We start from the raw sequence: 20,629 nt of genomic DNA, 5'->3' as shown, positions 1-20,629 counted from the left end.
TAATTAAAGATGATTAAATATTTCACTAATATACTGGTGATAAGGTGGCCTGACTCTGTTGATGCTCATCCTGATGACATGCAACTTGTTTACAATAAATTCGCTTTTGACAACACCATAAACATAACTGCCAGATAATTTTTTTACTCGACTTATCAAGACATTGAATATCTGCCGCACACAGATGCCCCTCGTTAATCAATTGAGCAATTTTCGTCTCACTCAAACCAATATTCACTGTATTCATGCCATTTCCCCCTAAAAAAACATTTGAATCATTATACTCAGATGATAATGATTATCAAATGCATTTGAGAGATATTAAATATTTATGTGATCACTGCACATTTCATTCTACGTATTAATAAGTGGTCTACACTTAAACCAGAATATGTTCATACATCGTCTTGTAGAGAGGTGAAAATGCTTTTTGAAATCTCGAAGAAAAAGCCTTTATTTTCAGCAAACAAAAGCAATGAGCAATCACTAGACTTACCGGCATGGAAGATATTGATTGTTGACGACGAACCTGACATACACTCTGTCACTAAGTTAGCTTTATCTCGCTTTAAGTTAGATGGTCGATCATTGGCATTCTCAAATGCTTACAGCGGATTGCAGGCCAAAGAATTATTAGAGACAGAAAAAGATATTGCCATTGCCTTTATAGACGTTGTAATGGAAAGCGATCACGCTGGATTAGAATTAATAAAATGGATCCGCGATGATCTCAAAAACCGAACCATGCGAATCATTTTGCGTACCGGACAACCAGGGCAAGCCCCTGAAGAAGATGTGATTGTTAATTATGATATCAATGATTACAAGGCAAAAGCTGAACTCGATTCACGTAAATTAATGACCAGTGTGTACTCTGCCCTTCGCTCTTATCGTGACATAATGGAAATAGAACAAGCCAGAATTGCACAAGCTCAACATCGCCATGGCTTAGAAAGAGTCTTAGAAGCCACTTCAGGCTTATTTGAACTTCGTACTCTACATCGATTTGCAGATGGATTATTGAATCAAGTTGCTTCACTTTTAAACCTCAGAAATGAAACTCTCCTCTTAACTTGCAATGCTATTGATGCGATGAGTGGCCATGTTGATAACAAAGACATTGAAATTTTAGCCGGCACTGGAAGATATCAAGATTGTGATGGAAAGGCATTACCTCAAGAAATTATGTCTTTATTGAATCGCGCATTAGATGAGAAACGCTGCCTTTATGAAAACAATTGCTTTATTGGCTATTTCCCGACTCAATCCAGTAAATGGATAAACATTTTGTACATGGACGGTCTAGATAAGATAAGTGATTTAGACAAAAAACTCGTCGATATATTTGCGATAAATGTTGGTGTAGCGTTTGAAAATCTTTTACTAAACCAAGAAGTAGAAGATACACAATCGGAATTAATTTTACGCTTGGGAGATGTGGTTGAAAGTCGGTCAAAAGAAGCCGCGCATCATGTTAAAAGAATGGCTGAATACTGCTATGAGCTTGCCTTGCTTGCTGGCTTGTCTGAAAGGGATGCAGATTTGATCAAACGCGCTTCACCTATGCATGATGTTGGTAAAATTGCGACACCTGACTCTGTCTTACTTAAGCCAAGTAAATTAGACGATGAAGAGTGGGATATCATGAAGCAGCACCCTATTATAGGGCATCAAATAATGGCCAACTCTGAGCGGCCTATTCTAAAAGCGGCTTCAATTATCTCACTTCAACACCATGAAAAGTTTGATGGAAGTGGTTATCCGTATGGCTTATCAGGTAAAGATATTCACATTTTCGCAAGAATTGTGGCTATAGCAGATGTGTTTGATGCATTAGTACATAAACGTTGTTATAAAGAAGCATGGCCATTAAGTGAAGTGCTCGCTGAAATGACTAGATGTTCAGGTAGCCATTTCGATCCAGATTTATTAGCTCTTTTTATTGATAATATTGAGATTTTTGAACAAATAAAAATCCATTGGGTAGATATTTAACTCGGTCTTAAGGTTGAGCGTCCGCCAAGAAATCAAACCAGACTTGTCGGGTTACTCCTTGGTAATCAAAAGTGATATTTGCCCGCCAAACCATATAGCCACTACTACACGACCCATAGATTAATTGCGATTGATACGTTTGTTTATCATCTGTGTTTAAGAATACAGGGATCACCCCCATAAACATGTCTCGCCCTTCTATCGACATCTTTACATCGCTGACTGCATTGGAAAATGTGACTGTCAGATCAATAGGTTTTTCACTTGGCGCGTCAGGTTGTGCAAAAGAAAGTTGCACTGTCACTTCATTAACATTTTTAATACAATTTCCAGTGTAAAAATCACATAGACTAAGGTCTACTGCTAATTGAGTTGGTTTTGTCTCGACTTTAGGCTCGCATGCTATTAAAAAACATAACGAAAATAACATCAGTCCGTACTTAAAACGTTTTTGCACAATTTTTAACCTAATAATTCAAATTGATAACATTATCTTTCAGACATTGATCTAGATCAATGTTCAGCACCCGAGTTAAGTTTCTTTTTTGATCTAGCTCAAGTATCATTACACAGCCAAGTGATAGATATCAAATTCACGAGGTAACACCTTGACTATAAGTGATAAAAAAGACAGTCAGTCTACATAGCACTTTATGTCAACTAAACAGGTAAAGTTATACTTTACCAATAATATAAGTAAAAGTAATAAGCCGTGGAAGCATTATGATGAACCATTCCCAGTCTACAGGCGCTGATTACAACTACACTATTGTCCGCCAATTTGCCTTAACCACAGTTTTGTGGGGTATTGTTGGTATGTCAGTGGGTGTATTGATTGCTGCTCAGTTAATCTGGCCGCAACTGAACTTTGAAACTCCTTGGTTAACGTATAGTCGTTTACGACCATTACACACCAATGCGGTTATCTTTGCGTTCGGTACTTCAGCCCTTTTCGCTACATCCTACTATGTTGTGCAACGTACTTGTCAAACCCGTTTATTTGCGCCTAAATTAGCCGCATTTACTTTCTGGGGCTGGCAAGCAATTATTCTTTCAGCTGCTATTACATTACCTTTAGGTTTTACCTCAGGTAAAGAATATGCAGAGCTAGAATGGCCTATTGATATCGCAATTACCGTTGTTTGGGTATGTTATGCGGTTGTATTCTTTGGCACTATCGTAAAAAGAACGACATCACATATCTATGTGGCTAACTGGTTCTTTGGTGCTTTCATTATTACGGTTGCTGTATTGCACATTGTTAACTCGATGGCAGTACCAGTGAGTTTGACTAAGTCATACTCAATGTATTCAGGCGCTGTAGATGCAATGGTGCAATGGTGGTATGGCCATAATGCGGTAGGTTTCTTACTTACAGCAGGTTTCTTAGGGATGATGTATTACTTCGTACCTAAGCAAGCGGGTCGTCCAGTGTATTCTTACCGTTTATCAATTGTTCACTTCTGGGCATTGATTGCATTGTACATTTGGGCAGGTCCTCACCATTTACATTACACTGCCCTACCTGACTGGACTCAGTCTTTAGGTATGGTTATGTCGTTAATTTTGTTCGCACCTTCTTGGGGTGGCATGATCAACGGTATTATGACGCTTTCTGGAGCGTGGCATAAGCTTCGTACTGACCCAGTACTTCGTTTCTTAGTTGTTTCATTGTCTTTCTATGGTATGTCTACCTTCGAAGGTCCAATGATGGCAATTAAAACCGTTAACGCCTTATCTCACTATACTGACTGGACCGTAGGTCACGTTCACTCAGGTGCGTTAGGTTGGGTTGCTATGGTGTCGATTGGTTCTTTATATCACCTAATTCCGGTGTTATTTAATCAAGGACGCATGTACAGCACTAATTTAGTGAATGTGCATTTCTGGTTAGCAACTATCGGTACTGTTTTATACATAGTATCTATGTGGATTTCAGGTGTGATGCAAGGTCTGATGTGGCGTGCAGTTAACGCTGACGGTACATTAACCTACAGCTTTGTAGAAAGTTTAGAAGCATCTTATCCTTTCTACTTTGTACGCTTTATTGGTGGTGTATTCTTCTTAACTGGTATGTTTATTATGGCATACAACGTTATTCGTACAGTTAAAGCCCCTAAAGATTCATTGCCAGCATTAGCTGAAGCAAAAGCATAAGGAGCAGATTCGATGAAATTTAGTCATGAATTAATTGAAAAGAACATCGGTTTGCTTGGTATTTTCACTGTTATCGCCATTAGTTTTGGTGGTTTAGTGCAAATTACCCCGCTTTTATTCCAAAAAGACACAACTGAGCCTGTTGAAGGATTAATTCCTTATACAGCATTGCAGATTGAAGGCCGTGACATCTATGTACGTGAAGGTTGTTACAACTGTCACAGCCAGATGATCCGTCCTTTACGTGCGGAAACTGAGCGTTACGGTCATTACTCTGTTGCGGGTGAATCTGTTTGGGATCACCCTTTCCAGTGGGGTTCAAAACGTACAGGTCCTGATCTTGCTCGTGTGGGTGGTCGTTACAGTGATAAATGGCATGAAGTGCATTTAATCGACCCTCGTGCAGTGGTACCTCAATCAAACATGCCAGGTTTTCCTTGGCTTATGGACAACACCTTAGACGGTAAGTTGACTCGTAAGAAAATGGAAATTCTTAGCAACTTCCACCCAGAGCACAATATGTATTCTGAAGAAGAGTTTGCAGGAGCACAAAAAGCGGTTGAAGGTAAAACTGAAATGGAAGCACTAATCGCATACTTACAGTCTTTGGGTCACGCACTCAAGTAGGAGGTAATGATGGATTATGGCACTTTTCAAGGCATTTTAACCATTGTTGTAATGGTGACATTTGTTGGCATTTTCTTCTGGGCATACAGTAAGCATAGTAAGTCAAAATTTGACGAAGCAGCTAACTTAGTATTCGCAGACGATGATAAACCAACAACGTCGCAAGACTCAGGAGAACAGAAGTAATGATTATGAGTAACTTCTGGAGTATTTGGATTACCGTACTCACACTAATCGTAATTGCAGGCTGTTTTTTCATACTTCGTAAAATGTCGCAAAATAATACCGGCATCAAAGAAGGTGAATCTATGGGTCACAGCTTTGACGGTATTGAAGAACTGAATAACCCACTACCGAAGTGGTGGTCATATATGTTCTATATCACTATCGTATTTGGCTTGATTTATTTAGCTATGTACCCAGGTCTTGGAAACTACAAAGGCTTATTTGGTTGGACAAGTTCAAACCAAAGTGTTCGGTCTATGGAAGAATCTAAAGCCGCCGTTGATTCTGCAAAAGCTGAAAACCGTTTATCTCAGTATGATCGTGAAGTTGCTCACGCTGACGAAAAATACGGTCCAATCTTCGCTGCTTACTTAGCCACTCCACTGGAAGAGCTAGTAAAAAATGAAGAAGCATTAAAAGTAGGTGGTCGCCTATTTTTACAAAACTGCGCTCAATGTCATGGTTCAGATGCTCGAGGCTCAAAAGGCTTCCCTAACCTAACCGATAAAGCTTGGTTATATGGCGGCGAATTAGCTGATATCAAAACCTCATTAATGAATGGCCGTAACGGCATGATGCCTCCAAAAGGCGGTTTACCAATTGAAGACAGTGAGCTTGAAGGCTTAGCTGAATACGTTGTTAAACTATCTGGTGGTGAACATGACGCAACTCTTGCTGCGCAAGGGCAAGGGTCATTCATGAAAGGCTGTTTTGCTTGTCATGGAATGGACGGTACTGGTAATAAATTCATGGGCGCACCTAACTTAACTGACAATGCTTGGTTATATGGTGGCAGTCGTGGCGCTATTGTTGAATCTATTAAGTATGGTCGTGCTGGTGTGATGCCTGCATGGAAAGATATATTAGGTGAAGAGAAAGTTCACGTAATTACAGCATACGTTTATAGCTTATCAAACAAATAGTTACATAAATGAAAAATAAAGGGCCTCGTGTTAATCGAGGCCTTTTTTTTAAGTGATTATTCAGGTTCAACCCTGTAAAATGACCGCACTATAATGATTTTAACTTTAAGGTTCACCATGTCAGATATTCAACCTTGGTATAAACAGTTTTGGCCGTGGTTTTTAATTATACTGCCTCTTTGTGCTGTTGTTGCTAGCATCAATTTGTTATTCATTGCATTAGATAACTCTGACTCATTAGTTGCAGAAGATTATTACAAAGAAGGTAAAGCCATCAACATGGATTTACGTAAAATCAATTATGCTAAGCAGATTGGAATGCAGTATCAGGCCAAAATAGATGACAACATGGTCGAAATAACCCAACATGGCGGCCCTGCTTATACCGCAGCGCTAAATATCGATTTGTACCACAGAACCATTAAAGAATCTGATATCAGTTTAAAAGTTACGGCCGATGGCGCGGGTATTTATCGAATTCCTTTAGATGAATCGATAAAAGGCCCGTGGGAAATTCGCATTGAAGGGTTTGATGGTCAGTGGCGCATTCAACAACGCATTGATATTACAGACGACGTAGAGTACTGGTTAAATTAATCCCCTGATCTGAGCTGTATATCATGACCACCTGTTTTCACTGTAATGAACCTGTATTAACGGGTGATAAGTTCTTCACAACTATAGATGGGCAAGCACAAGCTATGTGTTGCCCAGGCTGCCAAGCAGTATCACAAGCCATTATCGATTCTGGATTAGCTAATTATTATCGTTTTAGAAGTGAACCAGGCAATCGACAAAACGCATTGGTTCCCGATGAGCTTAATCAATTCAGCGCTTATGATTTACCCGAAGTACAGCAGGATTTAGTTCACCGTCAGGGTGAACTAGATAGTATTTCATTAACCATTGATGGCATTACTTGTGCAGCATGTGCATGGTTAATTGAGCATAAAGTAAAAACCTTAAACGGCGTTACCCAAATTGGAGTTAATTCAACCACGCAGCGCGCCATGGTTAGCTGGCGACCTGACACTATTGCTCTGAGTACAATTTTAAAGCAGATAAGTGATATTGGTTATCAAGCAGCGCCTTATCAGGTTGATGACCAAGAAAAACTGAGTAAAGCTGAAGGACGCAAATTTTTACTTCGCCTAGGATTAGCAGGCTTTGCCACAATGCAGGTAATGATGTTTGCTTTCGCATTGTATTCTGGATATTTCACTGATTTAGACGTTGAATTACGTGATTATTTTAGATGGGTTAGTATGATTTTTGCTGCTCCAGTGGTCTTTTATTCGGCACAACCTTTTTACTTCAGCGCCATAAGAAGCCTACTCTCTGGCAAATTGAATATGGATCTATCAGTATCAATTGCTATTGCTGGTGCCTATATTGCAAGTTGTATTGCAACGGTTAATGGCACAGGAGAAGTGTATTTTGAATCGGTTTCAATGTTCACCTTCTTTTTATTATTAGGTCGTTACTTTGAGCAACAAGCAAAGCAAAAAGCGTCTGTCAGCTCAAGTAATTTACACAAACTTATTCCAGTTACCGCCCATCTTATTCAAGATGGACAAACCATAGAAATTGCCGCTAAAAAATTAAAAGTAGATGATATTATTCTAGTGCGCCCTGGCGATATTGTTGCTGCAGACGGTGATATTATCTCTGGATTATCAAGTGTCAATGAGTCGATGCTTACCGGCGAGCAAATGCCAGTAACCAAGAATATAGGTCAAAAAGTATTTGCTGGCACAATTAATATAGATCAACCATTAGAGATAAAAGTTAAAGCGCTCGGTCAAGATCAACTCGTTGCCGAAATTATTCGCTTGCAAGAATTTGCATCAAATAATAATCCTAAAATTGCTTTATTAGCAGACAGATTAGCCAGATATTTTTCAGCAACAATTTTGACCATCGCTACCCTCACCTATTTCATCTGGCTGCAAATATCACCTGACGATGCTTTTTGGATCACGCTATCTGTTTTAGTCGCCACTTGCCCATGCGCTTTGGCCCTTGCAACGCCAACCGCGGTAACTTGTGCCACCGCAATCTTTACTAAACTTGGCATTATTACTCGCAAATCAGGTGTATTTGAAAAACTGCCCCAGATCAATCATGTGGTTTTTGATAAAACAGGTACATTAACTTGTGGCCAATTATCATTAGGAACAGTGAAACTTTTTGCAGATATAGATCAAGATGCGGCATTGTCTTTAGTGGCGAACTTAGAACAAGGATCGTTACATCCTATCGCACAAGTATTTACCCCGTTTAGTGATAAAAATTTGTTAGTCACCAACATTAACCATCAAGTGGGCAAAGGTGTTCAGGGTATTTACCAACAACAGGTGATAAAACTAGGCTCACTCGCTTTTTGTATACAAAATTCAGACAATTTGAACATTGATGTCCATAGCCACCATCAACATGTTTATTTAAGTATTAACGATAAACTCATCGCTTCATTCGAACTAAATGATCTCATTCGACCTGACAGTGAACAAGTTATTAAAACGTTAAAGGCACAATCAATCATGGTCAGTATGGCCACTGGCGACAGTTCTGGCCATGTTAAGTATTTAGCTGACAGATTGCATATTACCGATATTCACTCAGGTATGAGTCCTGAGTCAAAGTTAAATTTAATCAATACATTACAACAGACCAAACACGTTGCTATGTTTGGTGATGGTATTAATGATGCCCCAGTACTGGCAGGCGCGAATATTTCAATTGCAATGGGTAGTGGCAGTGCAATTGCAAAAAACAGTGCCGATTTAATTTTGCTCGGTGATCATTTGTCACGCTTCAATGATGCCATTACCGTTGCAAAATATACTAACAAAATTATTAAACAAAACTTAGCCTGGGCTTTTGGGTATAATGTTATTATTTTACCTTTAGCTGTAACAGGTCATGTTGTCCCTTACATTGCCGCTATTGGAATGTCGTTAAGTTCTATCATTGTAGTAAGTAACAGCTTAAGGCTGCTTAGGTTAAAATTATGAGTATCATTTACGTACTAATTCCGATTGCGATGCTATTTGTGTTAATTGCAGTCGCAATATTTTTTTGGGCAGTAAAATCGGAACAATTCGATGATCTTGATAGACAAAGTGTTTCGATCCTATTTGATGATGATAATCAAAGCTCTCCTTCAAAACCTAACGCCCCCAAAAAAGAACCGTTAACCAAAGAACAGCCTGAGATCCCTTTGTGATTGAGTATAACTATCTCGGTGCTTTCGTCGTTGGGCTAATGGGGGCGGCACATTGTTTTGGCATGTGCGGTGGACTTATCGGCGCGTTTTCAACCAACCTACCAAAGCAGCCTGGCAACCAGCTTGCCAATCAACTCAGCTTCTTACTAAGTTACAACCTCGGCAGAGTAATAAGTTACACCATAGCGGGGGCGCTTGTTGGTGGCAGTGCTGCCGCATTAGGCCAATTGTTTGCCGTTGATAACTATTTATTATATTTACGTTTTTTTGCCGGCATTATGATGATTTTGACCGGTCTGTATATTGCACAAATTTGGTTTGGCATTGTGTATATTGAGACACTAGGAAAAGGTCTTTGGAAAATATTACAACCACTGACCAAAAGGGTCTTACCCATTAAACATCCTAGCCAAGCCGTTCTGGCAGGCATGGTTTGGGGATGGCTCCCCTGTGGTTTAGTGTATAGCACCCTAACATGGTCTGTTGCTTCTGGCAGCGCACTTAAAGGCGGAATAATTATGTTTGCCTTTGGATTAGGCACTCTTCCCGCATTACTTACGGCAGGTCTAGCGGCTAAAACACTTGCCTCTTGGGTGCAAACAAAGGCGGTTAGATTAGTCAGCGGCCTACTATTAGTTATCTTTGGTTTACAGACAATCTATGTAGCAATGCAGCAACTTTAGTGGCTGCAAAATTTGATTTAGTTTAACATGTTAATGTCATCAAGATTTAGGAACAGATATGTCAAGTGATTCACTCAAAGTTAAACGCCCAAACACTGGTGGTTGTGCCATTCATTGTCATGATTGCAGCATGGGAACGCTTTGTATTCCTTTCACTCTGAATAATTCAGAGCTTGATAAACTTGATAATATTATTGAAAGAAAGAAGCCTGTTCAAAAAGGCGATCAAATCTTTAAATCTGGTGATAATCTTCGCGCGTTATATGCAATTCGCTCTGGAACCATCAAAAGTTATACCATTACCGAACAAGGTGACGAACAAATAACGGGCTTTCATTTAGCGGGAGATGTCATCGGATTCGATGGTATTCATTCGCAAATGCACCAAAGTTTTGCTCAAGCGCTAGAAACATCTATGGTATGCGAAATTCCCTATGACACATTAGATGAACTGTCTGGCACTATGCCAAAATTAAGACAACAAATAATGCGTTTAATGAGTAATGAAATCATGATTGATCAAGAAATGATTTTATTATTGTCTAAAAAGAATGCCGAAGAGCGTTTAGCTGCATTCATTTATAACCTTGCCAATCGTTTTGGTGAACGTGGTTTTTCGCCTAAAGAATTTCGATTAACCATGACACGAGGTGATATTGGTAATTATCTTGGGTTAACCGTTGAAACCATCAGCCGCTTACTTGGTCGTTTTCAAAAATCAGATTTTATTGAGGTAAACGGAAAATATATCTCAATTATAGATCATCGTGCCTTAGGTTTATTGGCTGGTCATTCGCGTCTATCAACAGAATAGTGAATGTTTGATCTAGCTCAAGTTATATTCATTAGTAAAAGGTGATACTGCTTATATCACTAACTGCTTAAATTTAAATAGCTTTGGAGGTTTTATGAAGGAATATAAAAAAATATTGGTTATTATTAACCCCACTACAGACCATCAAGCCGCCTTAGATAGAGCCATTGAATTAGCCTCTAAAAGCCAAGCAACAATTACTGCCTTTTTATCAATCTTTGACTTTTCTTATGAGATGACTTCTATCTTGTCTGCACATGAACGTGAAGCCATGAGACAAGGTGTTATTGATCAACGCACAGCTTGGTTAAACGAACTCATCAGCAAAATTAATCTTGAAAAAATAGACATAAATGCTCAGGTTGTATGGCATAACCGCCCTTTTGAATCTGTCATTAACTATACGATACAAGGCGATTATGATTTGATCGTTAAAAGTACCCATGCACATGACAAACTTAAAGCAGTGATTTTTACCCCTACAGATTGGCATTTAATGCGAAAAGCACCTCAACCAGTATTAATGGTTAAAGAGCATGATTGGCCTGTTGCAGGTAAAATACTCTGTGCTATAAATGTCGCATCAGAAGATGAAGACCAACAAAATCTCAACGGCAAAATCATTCAGTACGCGCAAGATTTAGCATTGAAGTTTTCTGCCAGTGTGCATTTAGTTAATGGTTACCCCGGTACACCGGTTAATTTAGCCATTGAATTACCTGATTTTGATGCTAACGCATACAATGACAGTGTCCGTATGCAGCATGAACAACGCGTTCAGTACCTGGCTGATTCATACAATATCCCTATTGAGAATTGTCATGTTGAAGAAGGCTTACCTGAAGATGTTATCCCTGAACTGGCTGAAAAACTGGATGCTGAACTGGTAATATTAGGCACAGTTGGTCGTACTGGTTTTTCCGCGGCACTTATTGGTAATACGGCCGAACATGTGATTGATAGCTTAAATTGTGATTTATTAGCATTGAAACCTGACGGATATAAATCACCTTTAGCTGAATAACTACACTATAACGTAGACTTGTACTTTACCCAGTAACCGATTACTGGAATAATACGCGCCCTGAAACATATAGTTACTGGGCGCATTTTTATGTCTGAAGTCGATCTACAAGAACAAGTTAAAAAAAATACCACCCGCATGAACAAACTGCAGAAACGCTTACGTCGTGAAGTGGGAACTGCTATCGCTGATTACAATATGATTGAAGATGGCGATCTAGTCATGTGTTGTTTATCTGGTGGTAAAGATAGCTATGCCATGCTTGATATCTTAATTAACCTTCAACAACGTGCGCCAATCTCTTTCAACATTGTTGCGGTAAATCTTGACCAAAAACAACCTGGTTTTCCTGAGCATATCTTACCTGCATACTTAGATACGTTAGGGATTGCTTATCATATTCTTGAAAAAGATACTTATTCTATTGTCAAAGATAAGATTCCAGAAGGTAAAACGACTTGTTCATTGTGTTCTCGTTTACGCCGAGGCACTTTATACGGATTTGCACAACGCATTGGCGCAACTAAAATTGCCCTTGGCCATCACAGAGACGACATTATAGAAACATTATTTTTAAACATGTTCTATGGCGGAAAGATGAAGGCTATGCCACCAAAATTATTGTCTGATGATGGTGCGAACATGGTGATTAGGCCATTAGCCTATAGTAGAGAAAAAGATATCGCAGAATATGCCGCATTAAAACAATTTCCGATCATACCTTGTAACTTATGTGGCTCTCAGGAAAATTTAAAGCGTGGTGCAATTAAAGACATGCTTAATTTATGGGATAAGCAACATCCAGGCAGAATTGAAACCATATTCACTGCCATGCAAAATACCGCACCATCACAGGGTGTTGATCGAGAAAACTTCGATTTTTTAAGTCTTAAGCGTGATGAGAATGCGCCATTAAAAGGTGATGTTGCAGAGTCTGACTTACCAGCATTCGATTTTCTCGATATTAGTAATAATGGTCATATTGATCTTGATGCAGCGCAACGTATCGATATCGTCACCACATTTAAACCTTAAGCCTAGTGATTACATTCGACAACATGGAATGATCATTCTTGTTAAGGTTATGGATTAGATATTAGCCATCACAGAAATAAAAAGCCCTGTTGATTCAGGGCTTTTTGTTACTGAACTTTAGCTAGTTCACCCAAGGGCTTAATACACTAGGCTTATGAGAAAAGGATAATTCCTCCAGCGTTTCAATCTGCTCTGAACTTAACGTAAAGCGAGGCTGAATTGATACCGCTTTGCCATTCATTGTCATAGTTAATGGCGTATCATCTGAAAATTCAAATGTTAACCCCGTTAATGGCTTTCTGAAGTATTTCATTGGAAAACCTTGTAAGGTGTCAAGCAAGCCATTCATATCATCAAGTACTAACTTTAATTCTTTACCCGTGTATTGAATCAAGGTTTCACGTGCCCTGACCTGCATAGCAATACCGCATTGACTAGAGTCGCCCTGCACTTCAATATTTACGAGACCACGATTTGATTTTAAATCGTCATCAAATGGCATAAAAATGCGTTGTTCTTTAGTATAGGTAAGTGGAAACGTTTGCGACTCAGTGCTGATATTCCCTGAAACTATGGTGCAGTTTTCCGATTTAGGTACGCTAAATACTAATTCAACATAGGGATAACTTGCCTTGTTGACCCGTTTTAATGGGTTGTAAAAGCCACTGTATTCTAAAGAAACGGTATCTGAAATTGCATTGAAACTCGTAAACACTAATAACGTTAGCCCTAATACAACACTCTTACGTAATAACATACAACAATCCTGTTCAAACAATAAACAACTACCAAATATGCATTAAATAATGCATTTATTTTGCGTTTATTACTGTAATTTATAATACAATCGTGGCCAATATTCTATCACAATAATTCACTTAAATTCTCAAGGAAAGAGACTGTAATGATATGTTAAATCAACGATTAGCCAGTTTTAATAAAGTAGTTGCGATTGGCGGTGGTCACGGACTTGGTCGCGTTTTAGCCTCGTTATCTTTTTTAGGAGACAGGTTAACGGGTATTGTGGCGACAACGGATAATGGTGGTTCGACGGGGCGCTTAAGGCAAGATCAACACACTATCGCATGGGGTGACTTAAGAAATTGTCTGTCTCATTTAACGCCAAGACCTTCGTTAAGTTCACAGCTGTTTGACCATAGGTTTATTGGTAACAATGAACTATCTGGACATAATTTAGGGAATGTTATTCTGCATGCCCTAGATCAACTTTGTGTTAGGCCACTTGATGCCGTCAAGCTTGTCAGTTCTTTACTAAAAATCAACACATCAATTATTCCGATGTCAGAAGCCTCTACACATTTAACTGCATTAACTTACTGTGGCAATAAAATTATTGGTGAATTAAGTGTAGATGAAATGAAAGAAGCTCCCGTTGCATTAAGTCTTGAGCCAAAAGTGGATGCCACAATTGAAGCATGTGATGCCATTGTAAATGCAGATCTTATTATACTGGGCCCAGGCAGTTTTTTGACCAGCATCATTCCGCCATTACTCTTGCCCAAAATAGCTAAAAGCATTCAAAATTCACATGCAAAAGTAATATTAATCGATAACTTAACTGATGAGTTTTCTGTTGCAAATCAATTTAGTATTTGTGAGAAAATAAATTGGATCCATCAAGTTGTTGGCTCTGAAATTATCAGTGATGTTATTCAGCAATATCAACTACCTTCAACACAAAATAGCGAGCATTCTGCAATTAAATTTCATCAATTTGATTTAGTCAGCTCACATCATAAAGGCTTACATGATAAAACCGCTTTAGGCGATGCTATCTGTCAGATTACTCGGATATAAAAAAGGACTGCATTGGCAGTCCTTTCTATTATTAAAGCTTAAGAGTTATAGCACTTTTGCAATCGCTTTACACACAGCAGGCATATTGTCTTTAGTCAGACCTGCCACACTAATCCTACCTGAACCGACAATATAAATAGCAAATTCATCACGTAAACGATTCACTTGATCTTTGTTTAATCCTGAGAAGCTGAACATGCCATTTTGACGTGAAATAAAGCTAAAATCTTGGGTTACACCTTCAGCTATCAAAGTTTCAACCAATAAGGTACGCATTTGCGCAATACGTTGACGCATTTCAGTCAACTCAGCTTCCCATTCACTTCTTAACGCATCATCAGCCAAAATAGTGCTTACAATTAAACCACCGTGTGCTGGCGGATTTGAATAATTTGAACGGATGGTCTTTTTAATTTGACTAAAGCTACGCTCTGCGGTTGCTTTATCTTCAGCAACAAGGGTAACGGCGCCAATACGTTCGTTGTATAAACCAAAGTTTTTAGAAAAAGAGTTAGCGACTAATAATTCAGGAACCACCTTAGCCACCGCACGTAAACCTTGAGCATCTTCTTCAATTCCGGCACCAAAACCTTGGTACGCGAAATCAAACAAAGGCAATAATGACTTTTCTAAACAAAGCTGTGCAACCAGTTTCCATTGTTCAATGTTTAAATCTATACCCGTTGGGTTATGGCAACAGCCATGAAGTAATACGATATCGCCAGCAGATGCTTGATCTAAGTCAGCTAGCATAGCGTCAAAATCCATATCATGGCTCGCAGCTACGTAATATTGATATTCCTTAACCGTTAAACCAGCCGATTCGAAAATATTGTGGTGGTTAGCCCAAGTAGGATTGCTCACCCAAATGGTTTTTGATGTTGTATTAGTGGCTAAAAACTCAGCGGCAACTCGTAAAGCACCTGTCCCGCCTGGCGCTTGCGCGGTCACGGCGCGATGTTGATTTACTAATTCACTGTTTTCACCGAACAATAAGGTTTGAACAACCTGGTTGTAAGCTTGAACACCTTCGATTCCAAGGTAGTTTTTGCTTTTCTCTATTTCAAGTAACTTAGCTTCAGCTTTTTTGACAGACTTAAGAACAGGCGTTTGCCCTGCTTCGTCTTTATAAATTCCCACCCCTAAATTCACTTTATGGGCACGGTTATCCGCTTTAAATGTATCAGTTAAACCTAAGATAGGATCCGCAGGTGCTTGAGAAACTTGAGAGAAAATCATTACAACATTCCTAAAAATAGTAGAGTACAGGTTAATGTAGCTCTTTATACCACCCTAAAGGAATTCTGAGTAGTGAGAATTTTGATTGATTAATCGATAAAGGTAGTAAACTTAAGATATATCAAAAAAATGACAAATTTATGCAGATTATTAAATAAATCGGCTTAATTTTTGTTATCCATGATTTGAGTTTTTTTATGTATGAGGATTATTTAGAACACTGCCAATCATACTGTAAGGCTGAGATTTATAGATAAAATGTAACAGAGTTAAAAAACGCAAACTTAAAAAATATTAAATAATTTTAAAAATTAGCCATAAAAAAAGCCTCATCTGTTGATGAGGCTTTCTCTAATTTGGCGGAGCGGACGGGACTCGAACCCGCGACCCCCGGCGTGACAGGCCGGTATTCTAACCAACTGAACTACCGCTCCAAATTCTTTACATGTTAATTTACTCAATTAACATACTGAAAACTAGACTTAATAACTACCAGAAGATGGTTGCTGTTCTCAATTGCGATGAATAATAATGCTGGCGAATTAGATCGTCAACCCTTTTTTTTAAAAATAAATTTGTTTTGTCAAAAAATGAACAACTGTATCAAAATCTAGTGCTTATCATCAGGTAACATCAAGTCGATATCATCTAATGCAAGACTATCTTCTGAACCTCCCTTTTGAAGTTCTTGCTCTTTTAATCTAGTTTCAGCTGCGGCAAGAGCCTTAGCTAGCGCTTGTTTCTTACGCCAGATAATAAACCCAATGAGCCCAAACAATAGCAACACACCGTTTACAGTCGCAATCCAGAAAATGGCATCATCTTTAGCCTTTTGTTCTTCGATTAAGGCAATTTTTGCCGCTTTCTCAGCCAGTTCTTCTGCACTTGGAGGCGGAGCTGGCGGCTCAACAAGGTTAAAGAACATTTCTGGAATATTAAGTAAAACTTCACGTCCACGTATTGCTGTGGTAGCAACGGTGCCTTTCACGCGGTAACTGCCATATTCAGAGACAGAAGGCAGCGGCAACATGTATTCAGGAGTGGGAATATCCATCAGCACTACAGGAATTTGCAAGCCAGCAGGTCCTACTAATTCAAGTTGTAAATGCGTTTGTGAAAGTAGCACTTCAGCTTCATTGACTGATATAGCCAGATGCCAAGTACCCGTTAAAGGATCCTCTGGCGCGATCATTTTGACGGTAATTGGCTGCCTTGATAATAGAAAAGGCATGTTGTATTCACGTTCAAAAATGTTATTCCGTGCTGTAACACTTAATTTGTAGTGACCTGCGGGTTGTTCAAGATTGGTACTGCCAGTAAATATGCCATCATCGGGTCGCTCATCTAGATCTTCTCCGTTATCTTTATATGCGCCAACAATAATCGTACCCGTAGCAAAATTATCATCACCAGGTTGATGTTCACTGGTGAACTTTGAGGTCCACTCGATCATAAATTCTAAACCGGGCATACGCATGGTCAAATCATCTGCTGTAAGTCTAGAAACTACTTTTAGGCGCTCGCCTTGATATAAAGGTTGCGGTAGCGGTTCAACAGCAATATTGATTTCAGATACTTTTTCAATTTTTGAACCGGGTAAAACATCACCGAGTAATTGCCAAGGTCCGGGAGTGGGATTAGCAATGGCAATGATATCACCCGTGATGCCATCAACCCATTTTACTGAGCTAGGGTGACGCGATGAGTACCATTTGCTGCCATCTGGTTGTACGACAACAACAGGGGAAGAACCATAACTGCGTTGCACTATTAAGGTGACTTGATCCACTTTATGATCAATTCTAAAACGATTTTTTAATTCCATTGCATAAGGTGCAGGAACATATTCACTGAAGGAGTCAGTGTTATTAGCGGCATTCGCTACCGCTGGCAGCATAAAACAAACGCTAAATAATGCAGCGAAAAGATTGGCACCCGGTATTTTCATTAAACGATTTATCCTCTCCAGAGGCACTTTCCTGATTTAGCAACTAAATCAAGTCTTTGTTCATGTCGTATTATTTCATCGGCCGATGCGTTGATCACTTTAAGATTAAACGCATTTTGTTCTATTCTTTTAATACCGCCAGCCTCTTGCCCCGCTTTCTCACTGGATAAATTAAATTTGATTTGACCACCAGTCATAATCAAATACACATCCGCTAGAATTTCCGCATCAAGCAGTGCGCCGTGGTATGTTCGGCGTGAATTATCTATGCCGTAGCGGCGACATAATGCATCAAGATTATTTTTCTGCCCTGGATGTAAACGTTTAGCAATGGCTAAAGTGTCCAGAATGTCGCAAATATCTTTGGTCTTGGGTCCGACGGGATTGAGTTTGGAAAACTCATGATCCATAAAGCTAACATCGAAGTTGGCATTATGTGCGACGATTTCTGCGCCATCAATAAAATTGATAAAGTCTTGAGCTATTTGATGAAACCTTGGCTCACCAGCAACGCGCTGATCAGTAATACCGTGAACTTCAATTGCTTCTGGGTCTATCAATTGCCCAGGATTAATATATTGATGATAAGTACGCCCAGTAAGACGACGATTAATCACCTCTACACAACCAATCTCAATGATCCTATGCCCAATATAAACAGGACCACCGGCTTGGTTCATACCGGTTGTTTCAGTATCTAAAATAATTTGTCGTGATGCGGATGAAATGATATTCATTTATTTAGTCATCTTCATGTTGTGGTTATACTAACGCCAAAGTTTTCTTAATGATTAAGTGTAGCAATTCAATGACTGAACTAAAACAACTTCATATTTATACTGATGGGTCATGCCTTGGTAATCCAGGTCCTGGTGGTTATGGTGTCGTCATGAAATATAAACAACAGCAAAAGGAATTGTCAGCCGGTTATAAATTAACCACCAACAACCGCATGGAGCTTTTAGCCCCCATCATTGCTTTAGAGTCCTTGTATGACAGTTGCAATATTATTCTGATCAGTGATAGTCAGTACATGCGTAAAGGCATCACAGAGTGGATACATGGTTGGAAAAGAAAAAACTGGATTACTTCTGCCAATGAGCCCGTTAAGAATGTCGATTTATGGAAAAGATTAGATACCGTCAGTCAAAAACACAAAATTGATTGGCGCTGGGTTAAAGGTCATTCAGGCCAAATCGAAAACGAACGTTGTGATGAGTTAGCGCGCGTTGCTGCTATGGGTAAAAACCTGTTGGATGATGAACATTACCAACCAAACTAACTCTTTGTACGAGGTTTCAAACCTGCTCGTCCAGCACTTGGCGCAGTAGACCAGTTGGTGGATTTAACCTTTTGTTTATCTCTTATGGGTGTTAACGGTGTATCCACTTTTTTTGCCACAATAAGGTAAATTCCGCCTGTACTAGGTAGCCACTTTTCCAGTTGATTATGCCACGCAATTTTACCTGGGTATTCAGTTAATAAATGATGATATACCAATCTTTCATCGGATAATATTTGATACCCTAATAAACCAAGCCAATCCTTTACCCTTGATGGCATAAAAAAATGTCCACACCAAGGGGCTACATTTTGAAACTGCGGTAATAATTTTCCAAAAAAAATAGGGCTTACAGGATTAAATCCGCTCAGAATAATGTGTCCACCCGAGACAACCACCCTGTCAACCTCGCGCAGAACGCGATAAGGGTCTTGCTCAAACTCAAGTAATGAGTTCATTAACACTGTGTCGATAGAACTATTCTGTAATGGTAGGTCTTTTGTAGAAGCTTGGATGGCTCCGCCTTCAGTTTCAAAAAGGCTAAAATGATAATTTATTTGACACTGCAAACTGTTTATTTCAGCACTTAATGGGCCTAATTTTAAAAGATGATAACCAAATAATCTTGGCCACCAGAGATTTAAACGGGCTTCCAACTCGGTTTTCAGTTGATCACCTGAAGCGAATTCGAGCCAACTTAATGGTGAACATGCATCGGTCGGAATATGTGCCAATGAAATCTCCTTGAAATAACCTGATAGATTGCAGTCAAACGCTGTAATGTTTACTCTACCAAATCTGTTAGCTAAACTCGAGAATCATAATGTATAAAACCCACCTAATTCCGGCATTTAACGATAATTACATTTGGGTTATTGAAGACTCTCATGGGGCGGCTTATGTGGTCGATCCTGGATGTGGGCAGAGTGTAATTGACTATTTAACCGCTAATGAGATTCAATTAGTGGGCATTTTAATTACCCATCACCATCAAGATCACACCGGAGGCATTGCACTCTTACAGCAAGCCTATGGGCAACAATTATCAGTTTATGGTCCTGCAAATGAAGCAATAGACGGTTTAACCGTCCCAATTTCATTAGCGGAACATACTTCAACAGAACTCAACCTGAAGCATTGGCAACTTCCTATTCTGGTTTACAGTGTACCTGGGCACACACTTGGGCATATCGCTTATCTTGCAGATGACCAGTTATTTTGTGGCGACACTTTGTTTAGTGGCGGCTGTGGACGCTTATTTGAAGGATCTGCGGCTCAAATGAGTAAGTCACTTTGTATATTAGCTGCGTTACCTGATTCAACAAAAGTGTATTGCGCCCATGAGTATACTCAAACTAACCTTAAATTCGCTGTAACTGTAATGCCAAATAATCAATCATTAAAAACCTATATAGAACAGGTTATTAGCCTGCGAGATCAAGGGTTACCCACGATTCCATCAAGCATACTAGTAGAAAAACAAATCAATCCCTTTTTACGTTGCGACCATAAAGAAATTAAATTAAGTGTTAGTTCACATTTTAATCAAAAAATTACAGATAATATTCAAGTGTTTAAAAATTTGAGGCTATGGAAAGATACTTTTTAACCTTACATAAAGAGAGTTTAA

The 20,629-nt window shown here is 39.1% G+C and carries 22 protein-coding genes and 1 tRNA gene; 15 read left to right on the top strand and 8 right to left on the bottom strand.

Annotation, left to right across the window (positions count from 1 at the left end; translation table 11 throughout):
* Positions 1-25: 25 nt before the first annotated feature.
* Positions 26-247 carry a hypothetical protein gene (locus ORI98_RS08790; RefSeq protein WP_261298171.1) on the bottom strand — a complete coding sequence of 74 codons (222 nt, stop codon included), beginning with the start codon at positions 245-247 and terminating at the stop codon, positions 26-28.
* Positions 248-423: 176 nt separating this feature from the next.
* Between ORI98_RS08790 and ORI98_RS08785 the strand changes: the two genes are divergently transcribed.
* Entirely contained in the window at positions 424-1,995 is a 1,572-nt protein-coding gene (locus ORI98_RS08785; protein ID WP_306134976.1) for a DUF3369 domain-containing protein, read from the top strand.
* Positions 1,996-2,002: 7 nt separating this feature from the next.
* On the opposite strand, the gene ORI98_RS08780 is transcribed toward ORI98_RS08785, so the two are convergent.
* The gene (locus tag ORI98_RS08780) at positions 2,003-2,452 is read right to left on the bottom strand and encodes a hypothetical protein (protein WP_306134975.1); all 450 of its coding nucleotides are present in this window, start codon (positions 2,450-2,452) and stop codon (positions 2,003-2,005) included.
* Positions 2,453-2,718: 266 nt separating this feature from the next.
* Here ORI98_RS08780 and ccoN point away from each other — a divergent pair, with 266 nt between their 5' ends.
* The 11 genes from ccoN to ttcA all read left to right on the top strand — a co-directional run bounded on the left by ccoN (position 2,719) and on the right by ttcA (position 12,712).
* Positions 2,719-4,152 (top strand): cytochrome-c oxidase, cbb3-type subunit I, encoded by a 1,434-nt coding sequence (ccoN, locus tag ORI98_RS08775; protein ID WP_261298169.1) that lies wholly within the window; start codon positions 2,719-2,721, stop codon positions 4,150-4,152.
* Positions 4,153-4,164: 12 nt separating this feature from the next.
* On the top strand, positions 4,165-4,779 hold the full coding sequence (ccoO, locus tag ORI98_RS08770) for a cytochrome-c oxidase, cbb3-type subunit II (RefSeq protein WP_261298168.1): 615 nt from the start codon (positions 4,165-4,167) through the stop codon (positions 4,777-4,779).
* A 9-nt stretch (positions 4,780-4,788) separates the two neighbouring features.
* Positions 4,789-4,965, top strand: coding sequence for a cbb3-type cytochrome c oxidase subunit 3 (locus tag ORI98_RS08765; protein ID WP_261298256.1), 177 nt, complete (start codon positions 4,789-4,791; stop codon positions 4,963-4,965).
* A gap of 5 nt (positions 4,966-4,970) precedes the next feature.
* Positions 4,971-5,927, top strand: coding sequence for a cytochrome-c oxidase, cbb3-type subunit III (gene ccoP, locus ORI98_RS08760; protein ID WP_261298255.1), 957 nt, complete (start codon positions 4,971-4,973; stop codon positions 5,925-5,927).
* 117 nt (positions 5,928-6,044) lie between these two features.
* The gene (locus tag ORI98_RS08755) at positions 6,045-6,524 is read left to right on the top strand and encodes a FixH family protein (protein WP_306134974.1); all 480 of its coding nucleotides are present in this window, start codon (positions 6,045-6,047) and stop codon (positions 6,522-6,524) included.
* 23 nt (positions 6,525-6,547) lie between these two features.
* Entirely contained in the window at positions 6,548-8,944 is a 2,397-nt protein-coding gene (locus tag ORI98_RS08750) for a heavy metal translocating P-type ATPase metal-binding domain-containing protein (protein WP_306134973.1), read from the top strand.
* Positions 8,941-9,156 carry a cbb3-type cytochrome oxidase assembly protein CcoS gene (ccoS, locus tag ORI98_RS08745; protein WP_306134972.1) on the top strand — a complete coding sequence of 72 codons (216 nt, stop codon included), beginning with the start codon at positions 8,941-8,943 and terminating at the stop codon, positions 9,154-9,156. Before ORI98_RS08750 ends, ccoS begins: the two co-directional genes overlap by 4 nt.
* Positions 9,153-9,839, top strand: a complete 687-nt coding sequence (locus tag ORI98_RS08740; protein ID WP_306134971.1) for a sulfite exporter TauE/SafE family protein — start codon at positions 9,153-9,155, stop codon at positions 9,837-9,839. The genes ccoS and ORI98_RS08740 overlap by 4 nt, the downstream gene beginning before the upstream one ends.
* A gap of 58 nt (positions 9,840-9,897) precedes the next feature.
* A complete protein-coding gene (gene etrA / locus ORI98_RS08735) occupies positions 9,898-10,653 on the top strand; it encodes an electron transport transcriptional regulator EtrA (protein ID WP_306134970.1) in 756 nt (251 codons plus the stop codon).
* 94 nt (positions 10,654-10,747) lie between these two features.
* Positions 10,748-11,677, top strand: a complete 930-nt coding sequence (uspE, locus tag ORI98_RS08730) for a universal stress protein UspE (protein ID WP_306134969.1) — start codon at positions 10,748-10,750, stop codon at positions 11,675-11,677.
* A 90-nt stretch (positions 11,678-11,767) separates the two neighbouring features.
* On the top strand, positions 11,768-12,712 hold the full coding sequence (gene ttcA, locus ORI98_RS08725; protein WP_261298161.1) for a tRNA 2-thiocytidine(32) synthetase TtcA: 945 nt from the start codon (positions 11,768-11,770) through the stop codon (positions 12,710-12,712).
* A 121-nt stretch (positions 12,713-12,833) separates the two neighbouring features.
* Here ttcA and ORI98_RS08720 read toward each other — a convergent pair whose 3' ends face one another.
* Entirely contained in the window at positions 12,834-13,469 is a 636-nt protein-coding gene (locus tag ORI98_RS08720; protein WP_261298160.1) for a DUF2987 domain-containing protein, read from the bottom strand.
* A gap of 152 nt (positions 13,470-13,621) precedes the next feature.
* On the opposite strand from ORI98_RS08720, the gene yvcK reads away from it, so the two are divergent.
* Complete coding sequence (gene yvcK, locus ORI98_RS08715; protein ID WP_306134968.1) at positions 13,622-14,530, top strand: uridine diphosphate-N-acetylglucosamine-binding protein YvcK; 909 nt, start codon at positions 13,622-13,624, stop codon at positions 14,528-14,530.
* Positions 14,531-14,575: 45 nt separating this feature from the next.
* Here yvcK and ORI98_RS08710 read toward each other — a convergent pair whose 3' ends face one another.
* The 4 genes from ORI98_RS08710 to dnaQ form a co-directional block, all read right to left on the bottom strand.
* Positions 14,576-15,769: an amino acid aminotransferase gene (locus ORI98_RS08710; protein WP_306134967.1), complete on the bottom strand. Its 1,194-nt coding sequence runs from the start codon at positions 15,767-15,769 to the stop codon at positions 14,576-14,578.
* Between the two features lie 357 nt (positions 15,770-16,126).
* Positions 16,127-16,203: transfer RNA gene (locus tag ORI98_RS08705), tRNA-Asp, on the bottom strand.
* 176 nt (positions 16,204-16,379) lie between these two features.
* The gene (locus ORI98_RS08700; protein ID WP_306134966.1) at positions 16,380-17,717 is read right to left on the bottom strand and encodes a TIGR03503 family protein; all 1,338 of its coding nucleotides are present in this window, start codon (positions 17,715-17,717) and stop codon (positions 16,380-16,382) included.
* 8 nt (positions 17,718-17,725) lie between these two features.
* Positions 17,726-18,454 carry a DNA polymerase III subunit epsilon gene (gene dnaQ, locus ORI98_RS08695; RefSeq protein ID WP_261298156.1) on the bottom strand — a complete coding sequence of 243 codons (729 nt, stop codon included), beginning with the start codon at positions 18,452-18,454 and terminating at the stop codon, positions 17,726-17,728.
* A 71-nt stretch (positions 18,455-18,525) separates the two neighbouring features.
* On the opposite strand from dnaQ, the gene rnhA reads away from it, so the two are divergent.
* Positions 18,526-18,999 (top strand): ribonuclease HI, encoded by a 474-nt coding sequence (gene rnhA / locus ORI98_RS08690; protein WP_306134965.1) that lies wholly within the window; start codon positions 18,526-18,528, stop codon positions 18,997-18,999.
* Here the strand turns inward: rnhA and ORI98_RS08685 are convergent.
* Positions 18,996-19,733, bottom strand: a complete 738-nt coding sequence (locus ORI98_RS08685; protein WP_306134964.1) for a class I SAM-dependent methyltransferase — start codon at positions 19,731-19,733, stop codon at positions 18,996-18,998. The genes rnhA and ORI98_RS08685 overlap by 4 nt on opposite strands.
* Before the next feature lie 89 nt (positions 19,734-19,822).
* On the opposite strand from ORI98_RS08685, the gene gloB reads away from it, so the two are divergent.
* Positions 19,823-20,608: a hydroxyacylglutathione hydrolase gene (gene gloB / locus ORI98_RS08680; RefSeq protein ID WP_306134963.1), complete on the top strand. Its 786-nt coding sequence runs from the start codon at positions 19,823-19,825 to the stop codon at positions 20,606-20,608.
* The last annotated feature ends 21 nt before the right edge of the window (positions 20,609-20,629 follow it).

The sequence above is a fragment of the Shewanella sp. ULN5 genome, from assembly GCF_030731885.1.
Lineage (GTDB): Bacteria > Pseudomonadota > Gammaproteobacteria > Enterobacterales > Shewanellaceae > Shewanella > Shewanella holmiensis.
The sequence above is the reverse complement of the archived record's forward strand: the minus strand, read 5'-3'. Positions and strand labels throughout refer to the sequence as shown.

Excerpts from the sequence above, each read along its gene's own strand:
- ORI98_RS08790 (WP_261298171.1), bottom strand. The coding sequence starts at position 247 with ATGAATACAGTGAATATTGGTTTGAGTGAGACGAAAATTGCTCAATTG.
- ORI98_RS08785 (WP_306134976.1), top strand. The coding sequence starts at position 424 with ATGCTTTTTGAAATCTCGAAGAAAAAGCCTTTATTTTCAGCAAACAAA.
- ccoN (WP_261298169.1), top strand. The coding sequence starts at position 2,719 with ATGATGAACCATTCCCAGTCTACAGGCGCTGATTACAACTACACTATT.
- ccoO (WP_261298168.1), top strand. The coding sequence starts at position 4,165 with ATGAAATTTAGTCATGAATTAATTGAAAAGAACATCGGTTTGCTTGGT.
- ORI98_RS08765 (WP_261298256.1), top strand. The coding sequence starts at position 4,789 with ATGGATTATGGCACTTTTCAAGGCATTTTAACCATTGTTGTAATGGTG.
- ccoP (WP_261298255.1), top strand. The coding sequence starts at position 4,971 with ATGAGTAACTTCTGGAGTATTTGGATTACCGTACTCACACTAATCGTA.
- ORI98_RS08755 (WP_306134974.1), top strand. The coding sequence starts at position 6,045 with ATGTCAGATATTCAACCTTGGTATAAACAGTTTTGGCCGTGGTTTTTA.
- ORI98_RS08750 (WP_306134973.1), top strand. The coding sequence starts at position 6,548 with ATGACCACCTGTTTTCACTGTAATGAACCTGTATTAACGGGTGATAAG.
- ccoS (WP_306134972.1), top strand. The coding sequence starts at position 8,941 with ATGAGTATCATTTACGTACTAATTCCGATTGCGATGCTATTTGTGTTA.
- etrA (WP_306134970.1), top strand. The coding sequence starts at position 9,898 with ATGTCAAGTGATTCACTCAAAGTTAAACGCCCAAACACTGGTGGTTGT.
- uspE (WP_306134969.1), top strand. The coding sequence starts at position 10,748 with ATGAAGGAATATAAAAAAATATTGGTTATTATTAACCCCACTACAGAC.
- ttcA (WP_261298161.1), top strand. The coding sequence starts at position 11,768 with ATGTCTGAAGTCGATCTACAAGAACAAGTTAAAAAAAATACCACCCGC.
- ORI98_RS08720 (WP_261298160.1), bottom strand. The coding sequence starts at position 13,469 with ATGTTATTACGTAAGAGTGTTGTATTAGGGCTAACGTTATTAGTGTTT.
- yvcK (WP_306134968.1), top strand. The coding sequence starts at position 13,622 with ATGTTAAATCAACGATTAGCCAGTTTTAATAAAGTAGTTGCGATTGGC.
- ORI98_RS08710 (WP_306134967.1), bottom strand. The coding sequence starts at position 15,769 with ATGATTTTCTCTCAAGTTTCTCAAGCACCTGCGGATCCTATCTTAGGT.
- ORI98_RS08700 (WP_306134966.1), bottom strand. The coding sequence starts at position 17,717 with ATGAAAATACCGGGTGCCAATCTTTTCGCTGCATTATTTAGCGTTTGT.
- dnaQ (WP_261298156.1), bottom strand. The coding sequence starts at position 18,454 with ATGAATATCATTTCATCCGCATCACGACAAATTATTTTAGATACTGAA.
- rnhA (WP_306134965.1), top strand. The coding sequence starts at position 18,526 with ATGACTGAACTAAAACAACTTCATATTTATACTGATGGGTCATGCCTT.
- gloB (WP_306134963.1), top strand. The coding sequence starts at position 19,823 with ATGTATAAAACCCACCTAATTCCGGCATTTAACGATAATTACATTTGG.